This is a genomic window from Kitasatospora sp. NPDC058190 (assembly GCF_042883685.1).
Lineage (GTDB): Bacteria > Actinomycetota > Actinomycetes > Streptomycetales > Streptomycetaceae > Kitasatospora.
Map to the genome: position 1 here is coordinate 1 of NZ_JBHVVI010000019.1, position 19,907 is coordinate 19,907.

Sequence of the window (19,907 nt, forward strand, 5' to 3'; positions counted from 1 at the left end):
AACGCTCGGCTGGGAAACCCCAGCCGAGCGCCTGCATAAACTGCTCGCGGCCTAATCAAACCAACCACGTGTTGCAACGACCCCTAGAAACCGCCCACCAGCCGGAGGGGGCCTTCCGCGTAGCGGGCCTCCGGCGGGCCCGGGAAGGGCCCGCAGGAGGCTCGCGGGAGGCGGTTACCGCGTCAGTGGGCGGCCGGAGCGGTCGCCGACGGGGTGGCACCGGCGACCGGCGTGGTCGGAGCGCCCGGGGCGGTGGCACCCGCGGACGGGGTGGCCGCCGGGACGGTCGCGGCCGGGGAGGCCGGGGTGGCGCTCTTGGTGGGCACGGCCGCCGGGGTCGGGCCGAAGCCCTTGTACAGGCCGCGGCCGTTCTCGCCCGAGTCCGGGCTCACGCCGGCCTGGGCGTCGACCTTCTGGCCGTCCTTGAAGGCGAAGGTGGTGGGGGCGAAGCCGCCGATGTGCACGGAGGCCGCGGCGAGGGAGGCGGACGGGTTGCCCTGGCCGCCGATCACCACCGAGCCGCCGGCCGGGACGACGATGCTGGACAGCGGGGCGCCCGCGGCGTCCGCGAACGTGGCGCTGCTGGTGCCGACGGTGATCGACTGCAGCTCGGCCGCGGTGTCGGCCGTGTTGGAGATGTTGACGACCACGTTGGCAGGGCCCGTGTAGTCACCCGAGGTACCCACCCCGGTGACGACCACGATGTTGTTCAGCCGGAGGTTCGTCCCGACGGTCGCTGCCGCGTTGTCGGGCTTGATCTGCAGGGTGTCCGGCGTGTTGCCGGCCGCGCAGGACGACAGCGAGGCGATGGCGATGGCGGCGATGGCGGCGATGCTGCCGCGTCGAAGGCTGCGGCTCACGGCGGCGGCTTCTCCCTTGGTCACGTGTCGACAGGTCAGGTCTCAGATTATCGACCTCACTTATGCGCTCCTCACGGGGTGGTCCCCGTGTCGCACTCCCGGGGCCGCCCCGGGGCCGTCCGGGCGTACGGCTGTCACGGGCGAGTCACGCAGAGTCACGCGGGGGGCAAGCTTCGACCAAGATCGAATAACGATTGGGTCACGGCCGGGAAAGGGGTGAAAGCTCAAGATCCAATCATGGTTGCCGGGGTGTCGCGCAAGGGTTTCGTCGAGTGCCGGAACCGCCTCCGACCTGCGGGAAGCCCCTCTCGAACACCGGTCGCAGCACGTCATGGGGGTGCTTGTCAAGCCCCGAGACCGGCCCTGACCTGCGAAAACGCCCTTCGGGTGCGCCGTGAGGCGTGTTATTCTGGAAAGCCACGGAAGGGGTCCTGTCACATGACGTTCAAGGTTGGCGACACGGTGGTCTACCCCCATCACGGGGCCGCGCTGATCGAGGCCATCGAAATTCGCCAGATCAAAGGTGTGGACAAGACCTACCTGGTGCTCAAGGTGCAGCAGGGAGACCTGACGCTCCGCGTGCCCGCCGAGAACGCGGAGTTCGTCGGCGTTCGCGATGTGGTCGGCCAGGAGGGTCTGGACCGGGTCTTCGAGGTGCTGCGCGCACCGTACACCGAAGAGCCGACCAACTGGTCCCGTCGCTACAAGGCGAACCTGGAGAAGCTCGCCTCGGGCGACGTTATCAAGGTCGCCGAGGTTGTGCGCGACCTCTGGCGTCGCGAGCGCGAGCGCGGCCTCTCGGCCGGCGAGAAGCGGATGCTCGCGAAGGCGCGCCAGATCCTCGTCAGCGAACTCGCGCTGGCGGAGAACACCAACGAGGACAAGGCGGAGACGCTGCTCGACGAGGTCCTCGCCTCGTAGCGCAGTCGGGCTGCCGCCCACCGCTCACAGCGCCCGGTGCCGGCGCGCCGCTCCCAGGACAAAGTGTCCAGGGGTGGTGCAGTGGCACTTCGGGCGCTGAGGCGTGTCCGGACGACGCCCCCCACCCGAGCCGATCCAGGCCTGCAAGACCGTTTCTGCGTAGTTCTGCGGCGGGCAGTGGACCGTGGATCTTCGGAAGGGGTCCGGGCGCCCGCCGGGCACGCCACTGCCATACCCACTTCGCCGAAGGAGTGAAACCTGAACGCCTCAGCAGCAGTCGCAGCAGCAGTGGTGCCCGCCGCCGGACGCGGTGAGCGGCTGGGGCCCGGCGCCCCGAAGGCCCTGCGGGAACTGGGCGGCGTGCCGCTCCTGGTGCACGCCGTACGGGCCCTGGCGCGCAGCCGGGCGGTCGGGCTGGTCGTGGTCGCCGCGCCCGCCGACGGGGTGGCCGAGGTGGTCGCCCTGCTGGACAGTCACGGGCTGGACGGCAAGGACATCCGGGTGGTGGCCGGCGGCGCGACCCGCCAGGAGTCGGTCCGGCTCGGCCTGGCCGCGATCCCGGAGGACGTCGGGATCGTCCTGGTGCACGACGCGGCCCGCCCGCTCGTCCCGGTCGAGGTGGTGGACGCCGTCGCGGCCGCCGTCCGGGCCGGGGCCGAGGCGGTGGTGCCCGCGGTGCCGCTGGCCGACACCGTGAAGCGGGTCGAGCCGAACCCGGGTCACCCCGAGCCGGTCGTCGACACACCCGAGCGGGCCACCCTGCGCGCCGTGCAGACCCCGCAGGGCTTCGACCGGGCCGCCCTGGTCGAGGTGCACGCCAAGGCGCTGGCCGAGGAGGCCGCGGGCGGCGCCGACGCGCCGGCGGTCACCGACGACGCCGGCCTGGTGGAGCGCTACGGCGGCCGGGTCGTCGTGGTGCCCGGCCACGAGGAGGCGTTCAAGGTCACCCGCCCGTTGGACCTCGTGCTCGCCGAGGCCGTACTCGCCCGCCGGAGGGCCGCCGATGCCTACTGAGCCGTTGATCCCCCGGGTGGGGATCGGTACCGATGTGCACGCCTTCGAGGCCGGCCGGCCGCTCTGGGTGGCCGGACTGGAGTGGCCGGACGCCGAGTTCGGGCTCTCCGGGCACTCGGACGCGGACGTCGCCGCGCACGCCGCCTGCGACGCGCTGTTCTCGGCCGCCGGAATCGGCGACCTGGGCGCCCACTTCGGCACCGACCGCCCCGAGTGGGCCGGTGCCCCCGGGGTCAAGCTGCTCGGGGAGGCGGCCCGGCTGGTCCGCGAGGCGGGCTTCGAGATCGGCAACATCGCGGTCCAGGTGATCGGCGTCCGGCCGAAGATCGGCAAGCGGCGCGCCGAGGCGCAGGCCGCGCTGTCCGAGGCGGCCGGCGCGCCGGTCTCGGTCTCCGGCACCACCACCGACGGCCTGGGTCTGACCGGCCGGGCCGAGGGGCTGGCCGCGATCGCCACCGCCCTGGTGTACGAACGGCGTTGAGCGGGGTGCCGGTCGCGGGAACGGAAATAGACCGCCGCTGACGGGTGTTCACCAGGTGCCGCGGGGGCCCGAATCGATAGTGTGCGGTACGGGCCCGCGCGGAGCTCGCCTCGGGTCCGTACCGCCGCCGACGAGAAGAGGTTTCCGATGGGCGTTGAACTCTCCGACAAGGCCAAGGCGTTGATCGACGGCAAGAGCTTCGCCGTGGTCTCCACGATCCAGCCCGACGGCAGTCCCCAGTCCTCCGTGGTCTGGGTCAAGCGGGACGGCGACGACATCCTGTTCTCCACCGTCGAGGGCCGCCGCAAGCACCTCAACCTGGTGAAGGACGCGCGCGTCTCGCTGGTGATCAACCCGCCGGAGAGCCCGTACGAGTACCTGGAGGCACGCGGCTCGGTGACGATGACCACCGAGGGCGGCCGGGAGCTGATCAACGAGCTGGCCGCCAAGTACCGCGGGGTGGACACCTACACCTGGGACGGCCCGGACGACGTCCGGGTGGTCATCCGGCTCTCCCCGCGCAAGGTGGTCGGCAACATCTGACCGGCGTACGGGACGGGCGTTTCCCCGGGGGTGCGGCCTGTCATTCCCGGGGAATGTCGCGGGGCACCCCCCGCCGCCCACTACGCTTGACGCTGTGAGCATTCGTCTGTACGACACCAGCACCCGCCAGGTACGCGACTTCGTCCCGCTCGTACCGGGTTGTGTCTCGATCTACCTGTGCGGCGCTACCGTCCAGTCGGCGCCACACATCGGGCACGTCCGGTCCTACCTCAACTTCGACATCATGCAGCGGTGGTTCGCCTACCGCGGCTACCAGGTGACCTTCGCCCGCAACGTCACCGACATCGACGACAAGATCATCGCCAAGGAGCGCGAGCTCGGCACGCCGTGGTGGCAGATCGGCTACGAGAACGAGCGCGCCTTCAACGACGGCTACAACGCGCTCGGCTGCCTGCCGCCGACCGTCGAGCCGCGGGCCACCGGGCACATCCCCGAGATGGTCGAGATGATGCAGGGCCTCATCGCGAAGGGCCACGCCTACGCGGTCGACGGGAACGTCTACTTCGACGTGAAGTCGTACCCCGACTACCTCGCGCTCTCCAACCAGAAGCTGGAGGACCTGCGCCAGCCCGAGGGCGAGGGCGAGACCGGCAAGCGCGACCAGCGCGACTTCGCGATGTGGAAGGCCGCCAAGCCGGGCGAGCCGAGCTGGGAGACCCCGTGGGGCCGCGGCCGGCCGGGCTGGCACCTGGAGTGCTCGGCGATGGCCCACAAGTACCTGGGCCCGGCCTTCGACATCCACGGCGGCGGGTTGGACCTGATCTTCCCGCACCACGAGAACGAGATCGCCCAGTCCAAGGCCTACGGCGACGACTTCGCCAACGTCTGGGCGCACAACGCCTGGGTCACCATGGCCGGCGAGAAGATGAGCAAGTCGCTGGGCAACTCGGTGCTGGTCTCCGAGATGGTCCAGCGCTGGCGGCCGATCGTGCTCCGCTACTACCTGGGCTCCCCGCACTACCGCTCGATGATCGAGTACAGCGAGGAGTCGTTGCGCGAGGCCGAGGCCGGCTTCGGCCGGATCGAGGGCTTCGTCCAGCGCGCCGTCGAGCGCTGCGGCACGGTCGACGCGGCGCCCGAGGTGCCGCCGGCCTTCGCCGAGGCGATGGACGACGACTTCGGTGTGCCGCAGGCGCTCGCCGTCGTGCACACCGCCGTCCGCCAGGGCAACAGCGCCCTGAACGCGGACGACAAGGAGACCGTGGTGGCGCGACTGGCCGAGGTCCGTGCGATGCTCGGTGTACTGGGCCTCGACCCGCTCGACCGGCACTGGGCCGGGACGGAGCGCGGCGAGGACCTCCACGGCGTGGTCGACTCGCTGGTCCGTCTGGTCCTGGACCAGCGGCAGGCGGCGCGCGAGCGCAAGGACTTCGCCACCGCGGATGCCATCCGCGACCAGCTCGGCCTGGCCGGGCTGGCCATCGAGGACACCCCGTCCGGCCCGCGCTGGACGATCAACAGCCAGTAACCCCATCTGACGATCGGGGTGATGGGTGGGCCGTACCGGACCGGTGCGGCCCTCCCGCATGACGTAGCGCATGCCGTCGGCCGCCGCCGCACCGAGCGGAGCGGCCGGGCATGCCGGACAGACAGGAAGTACAGCCATGGCCGGCAACAGCCAGCGCAGGAACCGCCGCAACCCCGGATCGAAGAAGGGTGCGTCTGTCGGTACCGGCGGGCACAGCCGGAAGGCGCTGCAGGGCAAGGGCCCGACCCCGCCCGGTGAGGAGCGCAAGGGTCACCCCAAGCAGCGGGCCGCCAACGCCGCGCTCAAGCGCGAGCGGGACGCCAAGGCCCGGGCCGGCATGCGCCGGGCCGGCGCCGGCGGTCGCGGCGGTCGCGGCGGCGCGGGCAGCGCCGAGCTGGTCTTCGGCCGCAACTCGGTGGTCGAGGCCCTGCAGGGCGGCGTCCCGGCCAACGCGCTGTACGTCCAGCAGTTCATCGACACCGACGACCGCGTGCGCGAGGCCTTCCAGGCCGCCAACGACCGCGGCATCCCGCTGATGGAGGCCCCGCGCCCGCAGCTGGACCAGATGACCGGCGGCCTCAACCACCAGGGCCTGGTGCTGCAGGTCCCGCCGTACGAGTACGCCCACCCCGAGGACCTGCTCGAGGAGGCCGCCGACGCCGGCCAGGACGCGCTGATCATCGCCCTGGACGGGGTCACCGACTCGCGCAACCTCGGCGCCGTGGTCCGCTCCGCCGCCGCCTTCGGCGCGCACGGCGTGGTCATCCCCGAGCGCCGCGCGGCCGGCATGACCGCCGGTGCCTGGAAGACCTCCTCCGGTGCCGCGGCCCGGCTGCCCGTGGCCCGCGCCACCAACCTGACCCGCACGCTGGAGGCCTACCAGAAGGCCGGCCTGATGGTGGTCGGCCTGGCCGCCGACGGCGAGGCCGAGCTGGGCGACCTGGAGCTGCTGACCGGCCCGGTCGTGATCGTCGCGGGCAGCGAGGGCAAGGGCCTGTCCCGCCTGGTCTCCGAGACCTGCGACATGCGGGTGCGGATCCCGATGTCGGGGCTGACGGAGTCGCTGAACGCCGGTGTCGCGGCGGGCATCGTGCTGTACGAGGCCGCGCGGCTGCGCGCCAAGCGCTGAGCACACCCGCTGCTCCTGCCGCAGGCGATTTTCTGAATTCCCCGCGATCCGAGTGAAAAGCGATCGGGCCCGACCGGGTCCGATCGCCTTTTTCATGATCACTTCAAGTATGCGCCGGACAACCACCCGGGAGAGTGTCCTAAGCGGCCGTCACCCGGTTAGACGGGCGTGGACACCAGAACACCTCGGCGCCCCCTGTTCGGCGGTGGCAGCACCGGGATAGACGCGGGCCCCGGGCTCGACACCGTCAAGGTGCCGTCGGACCCGGCGCGCCTCAGCAGCACCCAGGCGAGCTTCCGGCTCCGGCTCGGCGCCCCGATGGCGCCGCTGATCGAGGCCCCGGCCGGACTGCTGTCCTCCGGTGCCGCGTTCGGCGACCCCTACGCCAACCAGGGCCTGATCCGCCGTCCGCTGGTCACCCCGCAGGTCGTCGTGCCCGCCTCCGCCGTCCCGGCGCTGGCCGGGGCCGGGGCCGGCGGTGAGCCGCGCCGCAAGGGCCGGGTCACCGCCGTCACCTGGACCGGCCGGACGGCCCCCGGGGACCTCGCGGCCACCCGGCTGCTGGAGGCGGTGCGCCAGAACGGATCCCCGGCCGGCGGCGTCGGCCTGGCCGAGGCGGACACCCAGGCGCTCCCGGCCTACGCGGGCGCCCGGAGCGTCCCGCGCCAGCCGCGCGAGGGCACCGGCAGCGCCACCGACGCGGGAGTCGGCCCGGTCGGCGCGCCGCACGGCTGGACCCCGAGCGGTGAGCTGCCCGAGGTCTCCGCCGCCGACGCCGAGGGCAAGCAGCCCTGGTACCCGGGCCGCCGGGTCGACCTCGGCCTGGTGCTGCTGCCGCTGCGCGCGGTGCTCGGCTCGCTCTCGGTCTACGCCGGGTTCAGCAAGCTCTGCGACCCGGTGTACTTCGACGGCGGCGAGCGCGGCTCGAGGATGCGCTGGCTCTCCTCGCTGCACCCGTGGAAGGTCGCCGAGCCGCTGCTCGCCTTCGCGATGGCGCACCCGGTGGGCTCCGGTCTGGTGGTGTCCTTCACCGAGATCGTGGTCGGCGTGCTGACCATCCTCGGCCTCTGGCAGCGGCTCGCGGCCGGGGCGGCGATGCTGCTCTCGGCGGCGCTGCTGTTCACCGTCAGCTGGCGGGCCGTGCCGGTCTACGACACCCCGGACCTGATCTTCCTCGCGGCGTGGAGCCCGCTGCTGATCGCCGGGGCGCCGTTCGCCTCGCTGGACGGGCGGCTCAACCTGGAGGCCTGGCGCCGGGTCGGCGCGGGCGCGCCGGGCACGCTGCGCCGCCGGGTGCTGCGCCGGGGCGCGGTGGTCACCACCGTCGTGGTCGGCCTGACCCTGCTGCTCGGCTCGATGCTGGGCGCGGCCGTCCGGACCGGCGCCCGGCCGCACCAGGCGCCGGCCCGCCCGGCCACCGACTACGGCACCCCGGTCTGGCCGTCGGGCAGCCCGTCCGGCGCCCCGGGCGGCCAGGGCACGTCCACCTCGCCCTCGCCCGCCGCCCCGCGCCCGGCCACCCCGACGCCGAGTGCGACCTCCTCGCCCAGCGCCCCCGCCGCCAAGCCCACCGGTGCCGCGCCGAGCGGCAAGCACTCCGGCAGGACGGAGACCGGGGCCGCCGGCGCCTCCCCGGCGGCGGCCCCGTCCGCCGCCGCGGGCGGCTCCGCACCGGCCCAGCGCGGCACCCCGGCCCCCGGCGGCTCGGGTACCGCGCCCAAGTCCAGCCCGAGCAACGGCTCCGGGCTGCTCGGCGGAGTGCTGGGCAGCGGCCCGCTGGCCGACCTGTCCGGCGGCGAGCGCTCCTCCCGCCCGGGGACGCCGACGGCGACCTGACGTCCCGTCCCCGTCCCCCGGCACGTCTTCGGCCGGGTGCTCCGTGGGGGAGCACCCGGCCGTTGCGTTGCCGTCGGGGCCGCCGCGTTGCTGCCGGGGCCGCCGCACGGCCGTCAGCGCCGGTGTGCTGCCGCCGGTGCCGCGCTGCCGCCGTGTCGCCCTCAGCGGGAGTTGTCGCGGTGCGCGGCGAGCTCCTTGGCCGCCTCGGTGAGGTCCTTGGCCGTGTCGATGGCCCGCCAGTACACGCCCTGCGGCAGCTGGTAGCCCGCCAGTCGCTTGCTGCGCGCGAGTTGGGGGAAGGTGGTGCGCTCGTGGTCGCCCACGTCCGGCAGCAGCTCGGCGAACTCCGGGCTGAACACGTACAGGCCGGCGTTGATCAGGAACGGCGAGGGCGGGGCCTCGATGAAGTCCAGCACGTTGCCGAACTGGTCGGTCTCCACGGCGCCCCAGGGGATCCGCGGCCGGGCCAGCGCGAGCGTCGCGACGGCGTCCCGCTCGTGGTGGAAGGCGGCCATGTCGCGCAGGCTGAAGCGGGTCCAGATGTCGCCGTTGGTGGCGTACCAGGGCTCGTCGGGGCGGGGCAGCGCCTTGGCCGCGTGCTTGAGGCCGCCGCCGCGCCCGAGCGGCTCGGCCTCGACCACCGTACGGACCCGCAGCGGCAGGTCCGCGGTGCTGAGCCACTCCTCCAGCACATCGGCGAGGTGCCCGCAGGACACCACGACGTCGGTGACGCCCTCGGCGGCCAGCCAGGCCAGCTGGTGGCCGAGGATCGGCGTGCCCGTCCCCGGGATCTCGACCAGCGGCTTGGGTCGGTCGTCGGTGTAGGGGCGCAGCCGGGAGCCCTGGCCGCCGGCCAGGATGACGGCCTGGGTGACGGGCGTCGTGGTCGGCCGGGGCTGGTGGGACTGGGACTGGGACTGCGGGGACGCGAGGTCGGCGGTCGGGCCGGAGTCAGCGGTCATGGCTGAACGATAAGGCGCCCGCGGCGGGCTTCGTCAGCTCATCGTCGTGGACCGTCAGCCGACGACGCCCGCCGCGAAGGAGCCGTCGCAGACCGGGCGGGCGAAGGAACGGGCCCGCTGGACGTCGCCCTGGTACTTGCGCACCGCGGCCTTGCCCAGCTCGGTCGCCAGCGAGGTGCAGTACGGCGCGAGCGAGGGCTGCTCGCGCATCGAGCGCTCCAGCAGGTCCAGCGCGGCGGACGGGTTCTCGGCGCGCAGCTCGTCCAGCAGCGCCACCCGCAGCGCCTCCTGCGGGGCGAGCCCGTCCGTCTTGGTGGTGGTGGTGGCGGAGCGCCCGATCCCGGCGCCGTCGCCGCTGGACGCCGCCACCACCTGCTGGTCGAGCCCGGTCGGCGGGGCCCACGGGACCCGGGTCACGGCGAGGGTGCCGGTGGTCACCAGGACGACCGGCAGGGTCAGGGCGACGGTCTGGCCGATACGGCGCACAAGCTGCTTCACCCTCAGGAGAGTAGCGGTGGGTACGGGCCGAATCGCCCTCCGTTACACCATCGAGTGACGCGGTGTCCGGGTTCGTCCCTGCACCGTGTTGACGTGGGGGTGCACGGACGGAGCCCGCCGGACCGGGGAGGGTCCGAAGGGCTCCTTGACGTCAGCTGTCGCGTCGGTGGCGTCGGTGGCGTCGGTCGTGTCAGTCGCAGACGCTCAGGCGCACGCCGCTGCCGGTGGCAAAGACGTGGATCTCCTGCGCGATCGGCACGACGTGGATGGTCTCGCCGCGGGTCGGGATCTGCCGCCCGGGGACGCGGACGACCAGGTCCTTGTCCACGCCGCCGATCTGGGTGGTGCCGTAGACGAAGCCGTCCGAGCCGAGCTCCTCGACCACGTTCACGGTCACCGCGACGCCCTCGATGCCGCCGGCCGGGACGATCTGGAAGTGCTCGGGGCGGATGCCGACGATCACCGTCTTGTCGGTGCCGGCGCCGGCCAGGTTCTCGCGCGAGATGTTGACGACCGAGCCGCCGAACTTCACGCCGCCGTCCACCAGCGGCACCTCGACCAGGTTCATGGCCGGCGAGCCGATGAAGCCGGCCACGAAGAGGTTGGCGGGCTTGTCGTACATGTTGCGCGGGGTGTCGACCTGCTGCAGCAGACCGTCCTTGAGCACCGCGACCCGGTCGCCCATGGTGAGCGCCTCGGTCTGGTCGTGGGTGACGTACACCGTGGTGATGCCCAGGCGGCGCTGCAGGCCGGCGATCTGGGTACGGGTCGAGACGCGGAGCTTGGCGTCCAGGTTCGACAGCGGCTCGTCCATCAGGAAGACCTGCGGCTGGCGGACGATCGCGCGGCCCATCGCGACGCGCTGGCGCTGACCGCCGGAGAGCGCCTTCGGCTTGCGGTCCAGGTAGTCGGTGAGGTCGAGGATCTTCGCCGCCTCCTCGACCTTGGTGCGGATGTCCGCCTTGTTCACGCCGGCGATCTTGAGCGCGAAGCCCATGTTCTCGGCGACGGTCATGTGCGGGTAGAGCGCGTAGTTCTGGAACACCATCGCGATGTCCCGGTCCTTCGGCGGCAGGTGGGTGACGTCCCGGTCGCCGATCCGGATGGCGCCGCTGTTGACGTCCTCCAGGCCGGCCAGCATGCGCAGGCTGGTCGACTTGCCGCAGCCCGACGGGCCGACCAGGACGAGGAACTCGCCGTCCGCGATCTCCAGGTCCAGCGCGTCCACCGAGGGCTTGGTGGCCCCGGGGTAGATGCGGGTCGCCTGGTCGTACGTGACAGAAGCCATGGTTGTGCTCTCCTTCACCGGCAGGAACGTGCCGGACGATCCGAGTAAAGGGGGGTTGGTTCGTCTCCGTCGGTCCGTCAGTGGTCTGAACCACTGTGCGAACCGACTCCCGGCGACGCTACCTGCGCTTCCGCCGCTTGTCAGCCCCCCTCGGCCCGTTTTCGGCATCGGTTCCATCACGCCCGTCCACCCCGCCAACCCCCGGATATCCCCCCACCCCGCCACCCCGGCCCGGTAGACTGCCCCCGGTGCCGCCGTGATCCATCGCGGACGGCCACCGTGCCTCCTTAGCTCAGCTGGCCAGAGCACCGCTCTTGTAAAGCGGGGGTCGTCGGTTCGAACCCGACAGGGGGCTCAGTGCGCCACCCCGGATGAGCTGCAGGTTTGGCCTTCTGGGGGCTTCATCGCCGGCCTCGGACTTCTCGTCCGAGGCCGTTTGCGTGAGCGATGCGTGAGCGGATGACCCGGTGGGCTGGGGGTTTGTCGTGGACTGGACAGCCTTGCGCGGCCTGTTGGCCCGGGGGACGAGCTGCGCTGCGGCTTCGGCGATCGCCCGGTCGACCTGGGGGAGCAGGGTCGTGTAGGTGTCCGAGGTGATGCCGATCGAGGAGTGGCCGAGCATCTCCTTGATCGAGTGCAGGTCCGCGCCCGCCGCGTGAGCGAGGCTCGCCGCGCCGTGCCGGAGGTCGTGCAGCCGGATCGGCGGCAGGCCGGCCCCCTCGGCCAGCTCGCGGAACCGGTCGGTCACGGCGGTCGGGTGCAGCCACTCGCCGTTCTCCTTGGTGAAGACCCGGCCGGTCTCGACCCAGGCGTCGCACCACTGCTCGCGATCGGCCCGCTGCCGCTCGCGGTGCGCCGCCAGGACGGCCATCGTCTCGGAGTCGAGGGCGATCGTGCGGGCGCCCGCGTCGGTCTTGGGATCGTCCTCGTAGACCGCCCAGCCGTCCACGACGAGTTGCTTGGCCACCGTGAGGAGCCCGGCCTTCAGGTTGGTGTCGGCCCACCGCTGGCCGCACGCCTCGCCACGCCGGAGCCCCCGGAAGGTGATCAGGTGGAACAGCGCGTAGAGGCGGTCCTCGGCGGCCTGGTCGAGGAACAGGCCCGTCTGCTCCGGCGTCCAGACCATCACCGGGGAGGGCCGTTCGCCGGTGAGCTCCCAGTGCTCGATCCGCTCCTCCGTCCACACGAGCGGCTTCGGGCGCTTGGCGGCCTCCAGCTCGACGTGGGACGCCGGGTTGAAGGTGATGATCTGCCGCCGGATTGCGGCGTTGAGGCCGGCCCGGAGCGTGGAGCGGATCCGCTGGCAGGTCGCGGCACTGACAGTCCGGCGGAACGGCTCCATCTCGGCGATGGCGGCCTTGAGGGCCTTGCGCTGCGCGCGGAACTCCCGCCCCTTCCAGGGGATCTGCGCCAGTTCGTCGATGGCGGCTCGCCGCTGGGCGTTCGCCTCGGCGATCTCGACGTTCTCCTCCTCGATGGCCGCGAACATCTCCTCCAGGTGCCGGACCCGGAGGCGGTCGAGCCGGATGTGGCCGATCCGCGGCTTGAGGTAGAGCCGGATGCTGCTCTCGTCCCGGCTGATCGCGGTCTGTCGGCCGCGCTTGCCCGCCAGCCACTGGTCGAGCCACTCGCCGACCGTCAGCCGGTTCTGGAGGTCCTGGCCGGAGGCGAGTCGGCGGCGGGTCTCCTCGACGTCGGGCAGCGGCGCCTTCTCGTGGGCGACCTTCTCCAACAGGTCGGCTATCTGCGCGAGGCCCTCGGGATCGTCCGCGTCCGGGATGTGCAGCAGCTCGCGGACCTGGTCGAGATCGGCCTGGGCGGTCTTCCGGGACTCATAGCCGGAGCGGTTGAAGGACTGGCGTGAGCCGTCCTCGCGGTTGGGCAGCTCCTGGCGGACCGCGTAGGAGCCGTGCTTGCGGCTGCTGAGCTTCGGGCAGGCCTTGCCTAGCGGCTTACCGGTGTCGGCGTCCCGGCAGTAGCAGCGGTGGTAGGTGGAGCCCTTCACGGGGTTCCCTCCTTCATCTGGTCGTCCTTGTGGTCGGTGTCGAGGAACGCGAGGTGGCTGGGGAGCGGAGGGGGAGTCAGCCCCAGCTCGCGCATGCGGTGTCGGATCGGCACGAGCTCCGAGCGAACGGCCTTCACAAGGCGGCCGAACTTGGTTTCGGCGCTGTGCGGCCAGTCCTCCCTCGCGCCGGAGAACTGGAGCTGCCAGGCGTCGTGGTGCCCGGTCCGGATGCGGTGCTCGACGTCCGCGTACTTGCGAAACACGGCCGCGTCGCCGAAGTCCAGGTCCTCGCCGGTGAACCAGCTGAACGCCGTCCACGGGTCTCGGCTCTCGTGCGGGAGGCAGTCCACGTTGGTGCTCCCGCCGAGGGGGAAGACCAGGGCGGCCGGCGGCGTGTCGACTGCCTTGGCGAGCACGAGCAGCTCCGGGACGGTGAGGGTCAGCCGGCGCCCGGACTCCCAGTTCGCGATGACGTTGCGCGGGATGGGGTGGCCCAGCTCGTCACAGGCGTCGGCCAGGTCCTGTGCGGTCATACCCAGCTCCTTCCGGCACCTACGAACCTCGGCGATCACGGTTCTCGTGACCTGCGCCGACCAAGATTCCACTTCGTCGTGTGTCATATCGACACTTTATTGCGGTGCAAGCTGCTCCTCGATCCCGGACTTGCCGGGGCCGCCGACCGGGGCTCGCCCCCTGTGAATGGAGACAGCTGTGCGAACTGAGACGAGCAACCAGGAGCTCACGGGCATGAGCCGGGCGGAGCTGCTCGCGTTGCCTGCTGCGATCGACCTGGACACCGCCAACCGCGCCATCGGCCTTGGCCGCAGCAAGGGCTACGAGCTGGCGAGGCGGGACGCCTACCCGTGCCGCGTGCTGCGGTTGGGCAAGAAGTACCGGGTGATCACCGCAGACCTCCTGCGGCTGCTGGGCATCGACGTCGCGCCGGACGGTGCGGCTGCGTGACCACAAGGCCGCAGGTCGGGCCATGAGCTTGTCTGCCGTGAGAGGACTGCCGCCGGAGCAATGGATCTTCCGTCAGGGCGGTCGTATCGTCGCGTCGCCCGCCGGTCGCAAACCGGCGCAACGCACTCCACCCGCCTGCGAGTTGAGCCAAGGCGGCTCGTCGGCTCGTCGGCTCGGCAGGCCGGGAACGCGATGGCCCTCGGTGTTACGAACACCGAGGGCCGGGCGAAGTCCCCAGATCAGCGAATCAGTTCAACCGGTGGCAGCGCGACGGTCGAGGTCGTGCGCACCAGCGAGGAGCTTCACCGTGAACTCTACTTCCCGCCAGCCTGCGTCGGGAGACCCGGCGGAGGGCTGGCCCGCCGTTGCCATCCCCGGTCAACCCGGTCACTACCGACCGGCGGTCGGTCAGAACGACGTACTGACCGACCGGACTGACCGGGAGCCCGGTGCCCTGACCGACCGGGTCACCACCGAGCCGGTCACTGACCCGGTCAGCCCGCCCACCCCGGGCGCGGAACTGCTGTCCGAACTACGGTCATCCATCGCCCGGTTCGTCATCCTGCCGTCCGCCCACGCGCTGGACGCGGTGACCCTGTGGGTGGCCGCTACGCACTTGCAGCCCGCGTGGCAGCACGCCCCGCGCCTCGCGGTGATCGGCCCGGCCAAGCGGTGCGGAAAGTCCCGGCTGCTCGACGTGATCACCGAGACTGTCCACGACCCACTGATCACGGTCAACGCCACCCCGGCCGCGATCTTCCGCTCGATCACCGACAAGCCGCCGACCCTGTTGGTGGACGAGGCGGACACCCTGTTCGGCAGCATCAAGGCCGCAGAGAAGAACGAGGACCTGCGCGGTCTGCTCAACGCCGGTCACCAGCGCAACCGGCCCACCCTGCGAGTGTCCGGACCCGACCACAAGCCGATGAAGTTCCCCACCTTCGCCATGGCGGCCCTGGCCGGCATCGGCGATCTACCGGACACGATCATGGATCGGTCGGTGGTCATCCGCATGCGCCGCCGCGCACCGGGCGAGCAGGTCGCCGCGTTCCGCTCCAAGCGGGACACTCCGGCCCTGCACCGCACCCGCAACGGCCTCCGAGCCTGGTTGGCGCCCCTGACCGACACAGCAGCCGACATGGAGCCACCGATGCCGGTCGAGGACCGCGCAGCCGACACCTGGGAGCCCCTGGTGTCGGTCGCCGACCTCGCCGGTGGCGACTGGCCCGCCCGCGCCCGAGCGGCCTGCCGCGCCATGACCGCGCACGAGTCCGGCCAGGACGAGGACGGCGGCCTGAAGACCAGGATCCTGGCCGACATCAGGCGCGTCTTCACCGCAGGCGGCAACCCGGACGCCCTGTCCACCGAGCACCTCCTGACCGCCCTCAACGCCGACAGCGAGGCACCCTGGGCCGAGCACGGCATCAACGGCCTGACCGCGCGCGGCCTGCAGCTCCTGCTCAAGGACTACGGCATCAGCTCGGCGAACATCCGCTTCGACCGCGACACCCAGCGCAAGGGCTTCACCCGCAACAGCTTCGTCGACCCCTGGCGCCGCTACTGCCCGGAGCCCGTCGAGCAACCCGCTACCGGCACCTGACCCACTACCACCCGTACCACCCGTCCCCGCCCAGCTCAGGGCGGGGACGGGTCGCTTCCCCGCAACGAGTCCTACCGTCCCTGGATCACCACCCGTACCACCCTGACCAGCCATGCAACGAGTGGGACGACTGCATCGCCATCCCGGCGGCTAGAAGGACTCATGGCCGAGTTGGCAGGCACCCAGTGCAGGCCACAACGGAGATCCGAGGTAGAGCCGCAGGCGGAGCAAGTTGTGGGATAAGCATTGCTTACCCCGAGCCCCGGCCAGCCGGAGCAAGTTATGGGGTAAGGAGTCCTTACCCCGGCCCGCGCCCCGGGGGCGGAGCACGTTGGAGCGTTGGATATCCCAAGGGCTACCCAACGCGCCCTCGACCAGGGGGTCGAGGGCCGGTCATCTGGTGATCGCGGAGAGCCGCCGTCGCAGGGGCTCCTCAAGGTCGAGGTTGTCGCCTCGTGTGGTGGTCTGTAGCAGTTCAGTGATGACGACCAGTTCGGCGAACTGCCCGGCTGGCGTGTCGAGGATATGGGCGAGTCGGTGACGGACCTGCGTGGCGGTGTCCGGCACGAGGAGGCTGTACGAGTACAACAGCGCCGCGTCGTACCCGGCAGGCGCGACGCCCCAGCCTTCCCAGTCGAGCACCGTGAGGGCCGGACTTGTGAGGTTGGCCCAGTGCAGGTCACCGTGGGCCGTCGTCCAGGCGGCCACCTTGGTGTCGATCGGGATGCCCAGGTACTGGGGCATGGCACGATCCAGGTATTCCTGCCGGACCGCCACCCGGTCGCTGGGAACGGTGGCAATGGCTTCGAGGGCGGTGCTGAGCCCGTCCCACCAGGCGTCGTCCAGGTCAGGCGCTTCCCGAAGGATGGGCTCGTGGGTGGTGATGGTGGAGGCGGTGATCTTGTCGTACAGCTCCGCCAGGTAGCCGTGCTCGCCCTCGGTCCAGGTGCGCCGCTCCCGCAGGCGCGGCCTCGGTACCGCAGGAGGCATGAGCCGTTCCGCCTCCTGCGGTCCCTCCCAGAGTTTCCCGCCGGCCTTGTCGACAGGAGCGGAAACCAGGCGGAGCCAGCCCTCGCCGGACGCCGTGGCAACCGGGCGGCTGAGGGTACGCCCGCGCCAGCCCCACGCTTCGCGGGAGCCGATCGGCGTCGCGTCGAGCGCCGCTGCTGCTGTGGCGTGCATCCCGCGCATCCGCCTGGCGGTGTCCGGCTCAGGTTCCGAGTACATCAACGACCCTTCGGAGTACGTCCGGAGACAACGGCAGTTGGCCGACGGCTTCGGCCGCCCCCATCCAGTGTTCCGGGTTTCCCGTCGACAGGAGCACGCGCTTCACCCCCGGGGCTGAAGCAACGACGGTGAGGGCGGCCTCCGCAGGCGTGCTATCGGGGCTGATCAACTCGGCCAGCTCGCGGGTCACGATGTCGGGGATCTCGCCGCCGTGGAGCGGCGCGGAGGCGAAGACTTCCAGACCTGCATCCAGGGCTTCGGCCAACGGGCCTTGCCCGTCGAGAGCCTGGGCGACAGGCGTGAGATGAACGAGGGAGACCGGGAGTTGGATGGCCCGTAGGTGGTGGTTCGGGCCGCCGGCCTTGGTCGCGAGTTCGAGCAGGGTGGGCACGTCGAAGAGTCCGCTGCTGAAGCCACACCAGGTCGCGACCCCGTAGGCGCCGATCGCGCGTTGGCTGCACGCCTCCTCCAGGGTGAGGAAGGCGGCGTACAGCCGGTCGGCGATCTCGCCGTCCTGGCAGCCGTGTTCGGGGTTGTGCAGGAACACCAGGTCGGGGACTCGGCCAAGCATGCGTTTGCTGCGGGCGACCTGCCAGGCGATGTAGTCGGGCGCGAGGCAATGCCCGTGCTCGGCATCCTCGGCGGACAGCGCGCCCGCACGCACGCCGAGGCGCCTGGCGCTTGGCGGGAGGAAGCCCACCTTCGTGGAGACCCGCAGGTCAGGGTAAGCAGCCAGGGCCAGGGCCAACGATGTCTCCGCCTGGCCGTTCTCGTAGTTGGGCGCGGTGTCCACCCAGCCAGCACCCCGGGAGGCGGCCATCAAGGCGGCCTCGGCCACATCGAGACAGCGGTAGGTGCCCAGGCCCAGCCGTGCGGTCATCGCTCGCCCCCGATGGCGGCGACCTGGCCGTCGACCAGCTCCGTCACGACACCGGCCGCCTGCGCGAGCGTGATGCCGGCGGCCTGCGCGAGATCGGCCAGTCGGTGACTCTCCCCGTCGGCGAGGAGCGTGAGCATCGGCTGGGCCTGGGCCGCGAACGTCCACTCCTCGCCGCCCGTGGTCAGCCGCACCGTGCCCTCCGGCCCGGCGGCGAGCGCGGGTCGCGCGGTGATGAGACGCACCCGCAGATCCGCGTTTGGCGGAGCCGTCGTGATGTACGGCAGCGACGGGACCAACCTGGCACGCTCGGTGGCATCGCGAGCGGCGGAGAAGCGAGTGATCAGATCGGCACTCTCCAGTTCGGCCGCGACGAGCTTGCCGATCGTTTCGAGGAAGACGCGCTGCTCCTCGGCAGTTCCGAAGCGCGGAATGTCCGCCCGGATGGCCTCGTGGGCTCGCAGGACCTCCGACAACCAGGTGACCAGGTCAGCGCCCGTCGTGCTCTGCAGCCCGCACGTGACGTGTAGCGAGTGCTGGCCCTCGGAAGCAGCGACGGCGTGCCACCAGCCCCGGGGCAGGTAGAGCATGTCACCAGCGTTGAGCACCAGGTCGGCGATGGGTTCGTCCGGTGGTGGCTCGGGCATTTCGACGTCGCGATGCATGGGAACCGTGCGGGTCGGTCCGTAGATGCGCCAGCGCTTCGCGCCGTCGAGCTGGATGACCACCACGTCGTGGTCATCCCAGTGGACGCCGAAGCCCTCGATGCTGGTCCACGAGGCGTACAGGTTGACCTGCACGCCGGTTCGCAGCCAGCGCTCCAGCTGGCCGGCCAGGGACCCGATTCCGGGGTGTAGGTCGTCGACGGCGTCCAGGACCAACGTGGCACCCTCAGCGAGACGCTTGTGCAACTCGGAGGGCTGGAGCTGGTGCCAGACGGTGCTCCGCCGGGTGGTGATCGGCCGGGAGTAGGTGTGCGCGGGCACCTGCTCCCCGTTGGCGGCGAGGCGGAAGCGAGGGGGTTCGAACCGGTGGTGGGTCAGGATGGCGTTGAGGCCATCCCAGCTCATCAGCCCGGCGAGCGACGCGGCTTCGCCGCGTGCGACCTTGAAGCTGCGGCCGAGCGTCTGGGCGAGGAAGTCATCCCCGCCCAGACGCTCAACCACCGAGAAGTGCTCGGCGGTCATCGTGATGCAGCCGTCAGTCGTTGGTGTCGGTTCGGCCGGTGGAGCCGCCGTCCGACGGCTGCTCGCCGCGCGAGCGAGCCGCGGCGACCTTCGCGCGGGCGACCAGCAGGCCGTCGCCCTCCAGCTCGGTGCTGCTCGTCAGGTTCTCGGGCATGAAGTCCTCCTTCGGAATCACGGGGTGGGCCGACTGCCCAGCCCCGTCGTGGGTGCAGCGATGGGTCCGTTGCCAGGGCAAGCCGCTGGCAAGGAACCTCAGGTGCTTGTGCCGCGTGGCTGTTGACCAGCGCGGCCACCTGCATCCCCCAAGCCCGCATTGGGGCGGGAGGAAGTCTTGTCAGGCGCTGGTCGGCACGACATTCCGTGCCTTCGGGGCAGCGGCCCTCACCAGCGCGGTGAGTCGCTCGTCGCCCGAGACGGCGGCGGTGGTGCCGACCTCGAACCAGATCCGTTTGCCAGCAGGGTCCGGCTCGGCACCCCAGTTCGTTGCGAGCGCTGCCACCAGGAACAGCCCTCGCCCGTCGGTGGCGTCGAGATCGATCCCGCCGGCAGTCGGCAGTTCGTGGCCGACGTCCGTCACCTCGACGCGCAGCCGGTCACCGTCCCAGGACACGCACACGACGCACGGGGCGTCGGTGTGGGACACGGCGTTGGTGATCAGCTCGCTGGACAGCAACTCGACATCGCGGAGCGCGTCCTCCGCCAGAGGCAAGCCCCAACCGCGCACGGCCCGTATCACCCGCCGCCGGGCGTCCGGCACGGCCTCGGCGCTGGGCAGCACGCGAAAGCCGAACGGGGCGGGGGCAGTGGCTTGGCGAGTGGCGACGGACATGAGCGCGGACCTTTCACCGGGACGAGGTCGGCAGCGGGCCGATTCGCGCCGGGATTCACCCGGCAGGTATCTACAGAACCGCCTCCAACGCCGGTGAACCAGAGCAGAATTGAGGCGGAAACGAGGCATCCGTGCTGCAAACCCGGGCATGACCTGGCCTGTTACGGCTACAGACGAACTGACGTACCTCTGGAGGAC

General features: G+C 71.5%; 19 protein-coding genes, 1 tRNA gene and 1 pseudogene. 10 read left to right on the plus strand and 11 right to left on the minus strand.

What is annotated here, in order from left to right; genetic code table 11:
• Window positions 1-182 precede the first annotated feature (182 nt).
• Entirely contained in the window at window positions 183-860 is a 678-nt protein-coding gene (locus tag ACFVWU_RS11740; protein WP_387618388.1) for a DUF461 domain-containing protein, read from the minus strand.
• Between the two features lie 438 nt (window positions 861-1,298).
• Here ACFVWU_RS11740 and ACFVWU_RS11745 point away from each other — a divergent pair, with 438 nt between their 5' ends.
• The 7 genes from ACFVWU_RS11745 to ACFVWU_RS11775 all read left to right on the plus strand — a co-directional run bounded on the left by ACFVWU_RS11745 (window position 1,299) and on the right by ACFVWU_RS11775 (window position 8,273).
• On the plus strand, window positions 1,299-1,781 hold the full coding sequence (locus ACFVWU_RS11745; RefSeq protein ID WP_030244332.1) for a CarD family transcriptional regulator: 483 nt from the start codon (window positions 1,299-1,301) through the stop codon (window positions 1,779-1,781).
• Between the two features lie 258 nt (window positions 1,782-2,039).
• On the plus strand, window positions 2,040-2,795 hold the full coding sequence (gene ispD, locus ACFVWU_RS11750; RefSeq protein WP_387618617.1) for a 2-C-methyl-D-erythritol 4-phosphate cytidylyltransferase: 756 nt from the start codon (window positions 2,040-2,042) through the stop codon (window positions 2,793-2,795).
• On the plus strand, window positions 2,785-3,276 hold the full coding sequence (gene ispF, locus ACFVWU_RS11755) for a 2-C-methyl-D-erythritol 2,4-cyclodiphosphate synthase (RefSeq protein WP_387618391.1): 492 nt from the start codon (window positions 2,785-2,787) through the stop codon (window positions 3,274-3,276). The genes ispD and ispF overlap by 11 nt, the downstream gene beginning before the upstream one ends.
• Before the next feature lie 147 nt (window positions 3,277-3,423).
• Window positions 3,424-3,819, plus strand: a complete 396-nt coding sequence (locus ACFVWU_RS11760; RefSeq protein ID WP_387618394.1) for a PPOX class F420-dependent oxidoreductase — start codon at window positions 3,424-3,426, stop codon at window positions 3,817-3,819.
• Window positions 3,820-3,913: 94 nt separating this feature from the next.
• The gene (cysS, locus tag ACFVWU_RS11765; RefSeq protein WP_387618397.1) at window positions 3,914-5,308 is read left to right on the plus strand and encodes a cysteine--tRNA ligase; all 1,395 of its coding nucleotides are present in this window, start codon (window positions 3,914-3,916) and stop codon (window positions 5,306-5,308) included.
• Window positions 5,309-5,444: 136 nt separating this feature from the next.
• Entirely contained in the window at window positions 5,445-6,437 is a 993-nt protein-coding gene (rlmB, locus tag ACFVWU_RS11770; RefSeq protein ID WP_387618400.1) for a 23S rRNA (guanosine(2251)-2'-O)-methyltransferase RlmB, read from the plus strand.
• A gap of 168 nt (window positions 6,438-6,605) precedes the next feature.
• Window positions 6,606-8,273 carry a DoxX family membrane protein gene (locus tag ACFVWU_RS11775; RefSeq protein WP_387618402.1) on the plus strand — a complete coding sequence of 556 codons (1,668 nt, stop codon included), beginning with the start codon at window positions 6,606-6,608 and terminating at the stop codon, window positions 8,271-8,273.
• Window positions 8,274-8,434: 161 nt separating this feature from the next.
• Here the strand turns inward: ACFVWU_RS11775 and ACFVWU_RS11780 are convergent, their stop codons facing one another.
• The 3 genes from ACFVWU_RS11780 to ACFVWU_RS11790 all read right to left on the minus strand — a co-directional run bounded on the left by ACFVWU_RS11780 (window position 8,435) and on the right by ACFVWU_RS11790 (window position 11,021).
• Window positions 8,435-9,235 (minus strand): NDP-sugar synthase, encoded by an 801-nt coding sequence (locus ACFVWU_RS11780; protein ID WP_387618404.1) that lies wholly within the window; start codon window positions 9,233-9,235, stop codon window positions 8,435-8,437.
• A gap of 54 nt (window positions 9,236-9,289) precedes the next feature.
• Window positions 9,290-9,733, minus strand: a complete 444-nt coding sequence (locus ACFVWU_RS11785; protein WP_387618406.1) for a hypothetical protein — start codon at window positions 9,731-9,733, stop codon at window positions 9,290-9,292.
• Between the two features lie 190 nt (window positions 9,734-9,923).
• Entirely contained in the window at window positions 9,924-11,021 is a 1,098-nt protein-coding gene (locus ACFVWU_RS11790) for an ABC transporter ATP-binding protein (protein WP_387618409.1), read from the minus strand.
• Window positions 11,022-11,302: 281 nt separating this feature from the next.
• On the opposite strand from ACFVWU_RS11790, the gene ACFVWU_RS11795 reads away from it, so the two are divergent.
• Window positions 11,303-11,376 (plus strand) — tRNA-Thr (locus ACFVWU_RS11795).
• 54 nt (window positions 11,377-11,430) lie between these two features.
• Here the strand turns inward: ACFVWU_RS11795 and xerC are convergent.
• Both xerC and ACFVWU_RS11805 read right to left on the minus strand, forming a co-directional pair.
• Window positions 11,431-13,026: pseudogene (gene xerC, locus ACFVWU_RS11800) on the minus strand (tyrosine recombinase XerC); the annotation flags it as partial.
• Entirely contained in the window at window positions 13,023-13,646 is a 624-nt protein-coding gene (locus ACFVWU_RS11805) for a helix-turn-helix domain-containing protein (RefSeq protein ID WP_387618413.1), read from the minus strand. The gene ACFVWU_RS11805 and the pseudogene xerC, both read right to left, overlap by 4 nt.
• Before the next feature lie 127 nt (window positions 13,647-13,773).
• Between ACFVWU_RS11805 and ACFVWU_RS11810 the strand changes: the two genes are divergently transcribed.
• Both ACFVWU_RS11810 and ACFVWU_RS11815 read left to right on the plus strand, forming a co-directional pair.
• Window positions 13,774-13,989 carry a hypothetical protein gene (locus tag ACFVWU_RS11810; RefSeq protein WP_238863802.1) on the plus strand — a complete coding sequence of 72 codons (216 nt, stop codon included), beginning with the start codon at window positions 13,774-13,776 and terminating at the stop codon, window positions 13,987-13,989.
• A 307-nt stretch (window positions 13,990-14,296) separates the two neighbouring features.
• Window positions 14,297-15,589, plus strand: coding sequence for a DUF3631 domain-containing protein (locus ACFVWU_RS11815; protein ID WP_387618416.1), 1,293 nt, complete (start codon window positions 14,297-14,299; stop codon window positions 15,587-15,589).
• Between the two features lie 393 nt (window positions 15,590-15,982).
• Here ACFVWU_RS11815 and ACFVWU_RS11820 read toward each other — a convergent pair whose 3' ends face one another.
• From ACFVWU_RS11820 to ACFVWU_RS11840, 5 genes are all read right to left on the minus strand, one after another.
• On the minus strand, window positions 15,983-16,771 hold the full coding sequence (locus tag ACFVWU_RS11820) for a hypothetical protein (RefSeq protein ID WP_387618419.1): 789 nt from the start codon (window positions 16,769-16,771) through the stop codon (window positions 15,983-15,985).
• Between the two features lie 28 nt (window positions 16,772-16,799).
• Window positions 16,800-17,696 (minus strand): aldo/keto reductase, encoded by an 897-nt coding sequence (locus ACFVWU_RS11825; RefSeq protein WP_387618422.1) that lies wholly within the window; start codon window positions 17,694-17,696, stop codon window positions 16,800-16,802.
• Window positions 17,693-18,880 (minus strand): cupin domain-containing protein, encoded by a 1,188-nt coding sequence (locus ACFVWU_RS11830; RefSeq protein ID WP_387618424.1) that lies wholly within the window; start codon window positions 18,878-18,880, stop codon window positions 17,693-17,695. The genes ACFVWU_RS11825 and ACFVWU_RS11830 overlap by 4 nt, the downstream gene beginning before the upstream one ends.
• A gap of 13 nt (window positions 18,881-18,893) precedes the next feature.
• Complete coding sequence (locus ACFVWU_RS11835) at window positions 18,894-19,034, minus strand: hypothetical protein (protein ID WP_387618427.1); 141 nt, start codon at window positions 19,032-19,034, stop codon at window positions 18,894-18,896.
• A 180-nt stretch (window positions 19,035-19,214) separates the two neighbouring features.
• Window positions 19,215-19,709 carry an ATP-binding protein gene (locus ACFVWU_RS11840; RefSeq protein ID WP_387618429.1) on the minus strand — a complete coding sequence of 165 codons (495 nt, stop codon included), beginning with the start codon at window positions 19,707-19,709 and terminating at the stop codon, window positions 19,215-19,217.
• Between the last annotated feature and the right edge of the window lie 198 nt (window positions 19,710-19,907).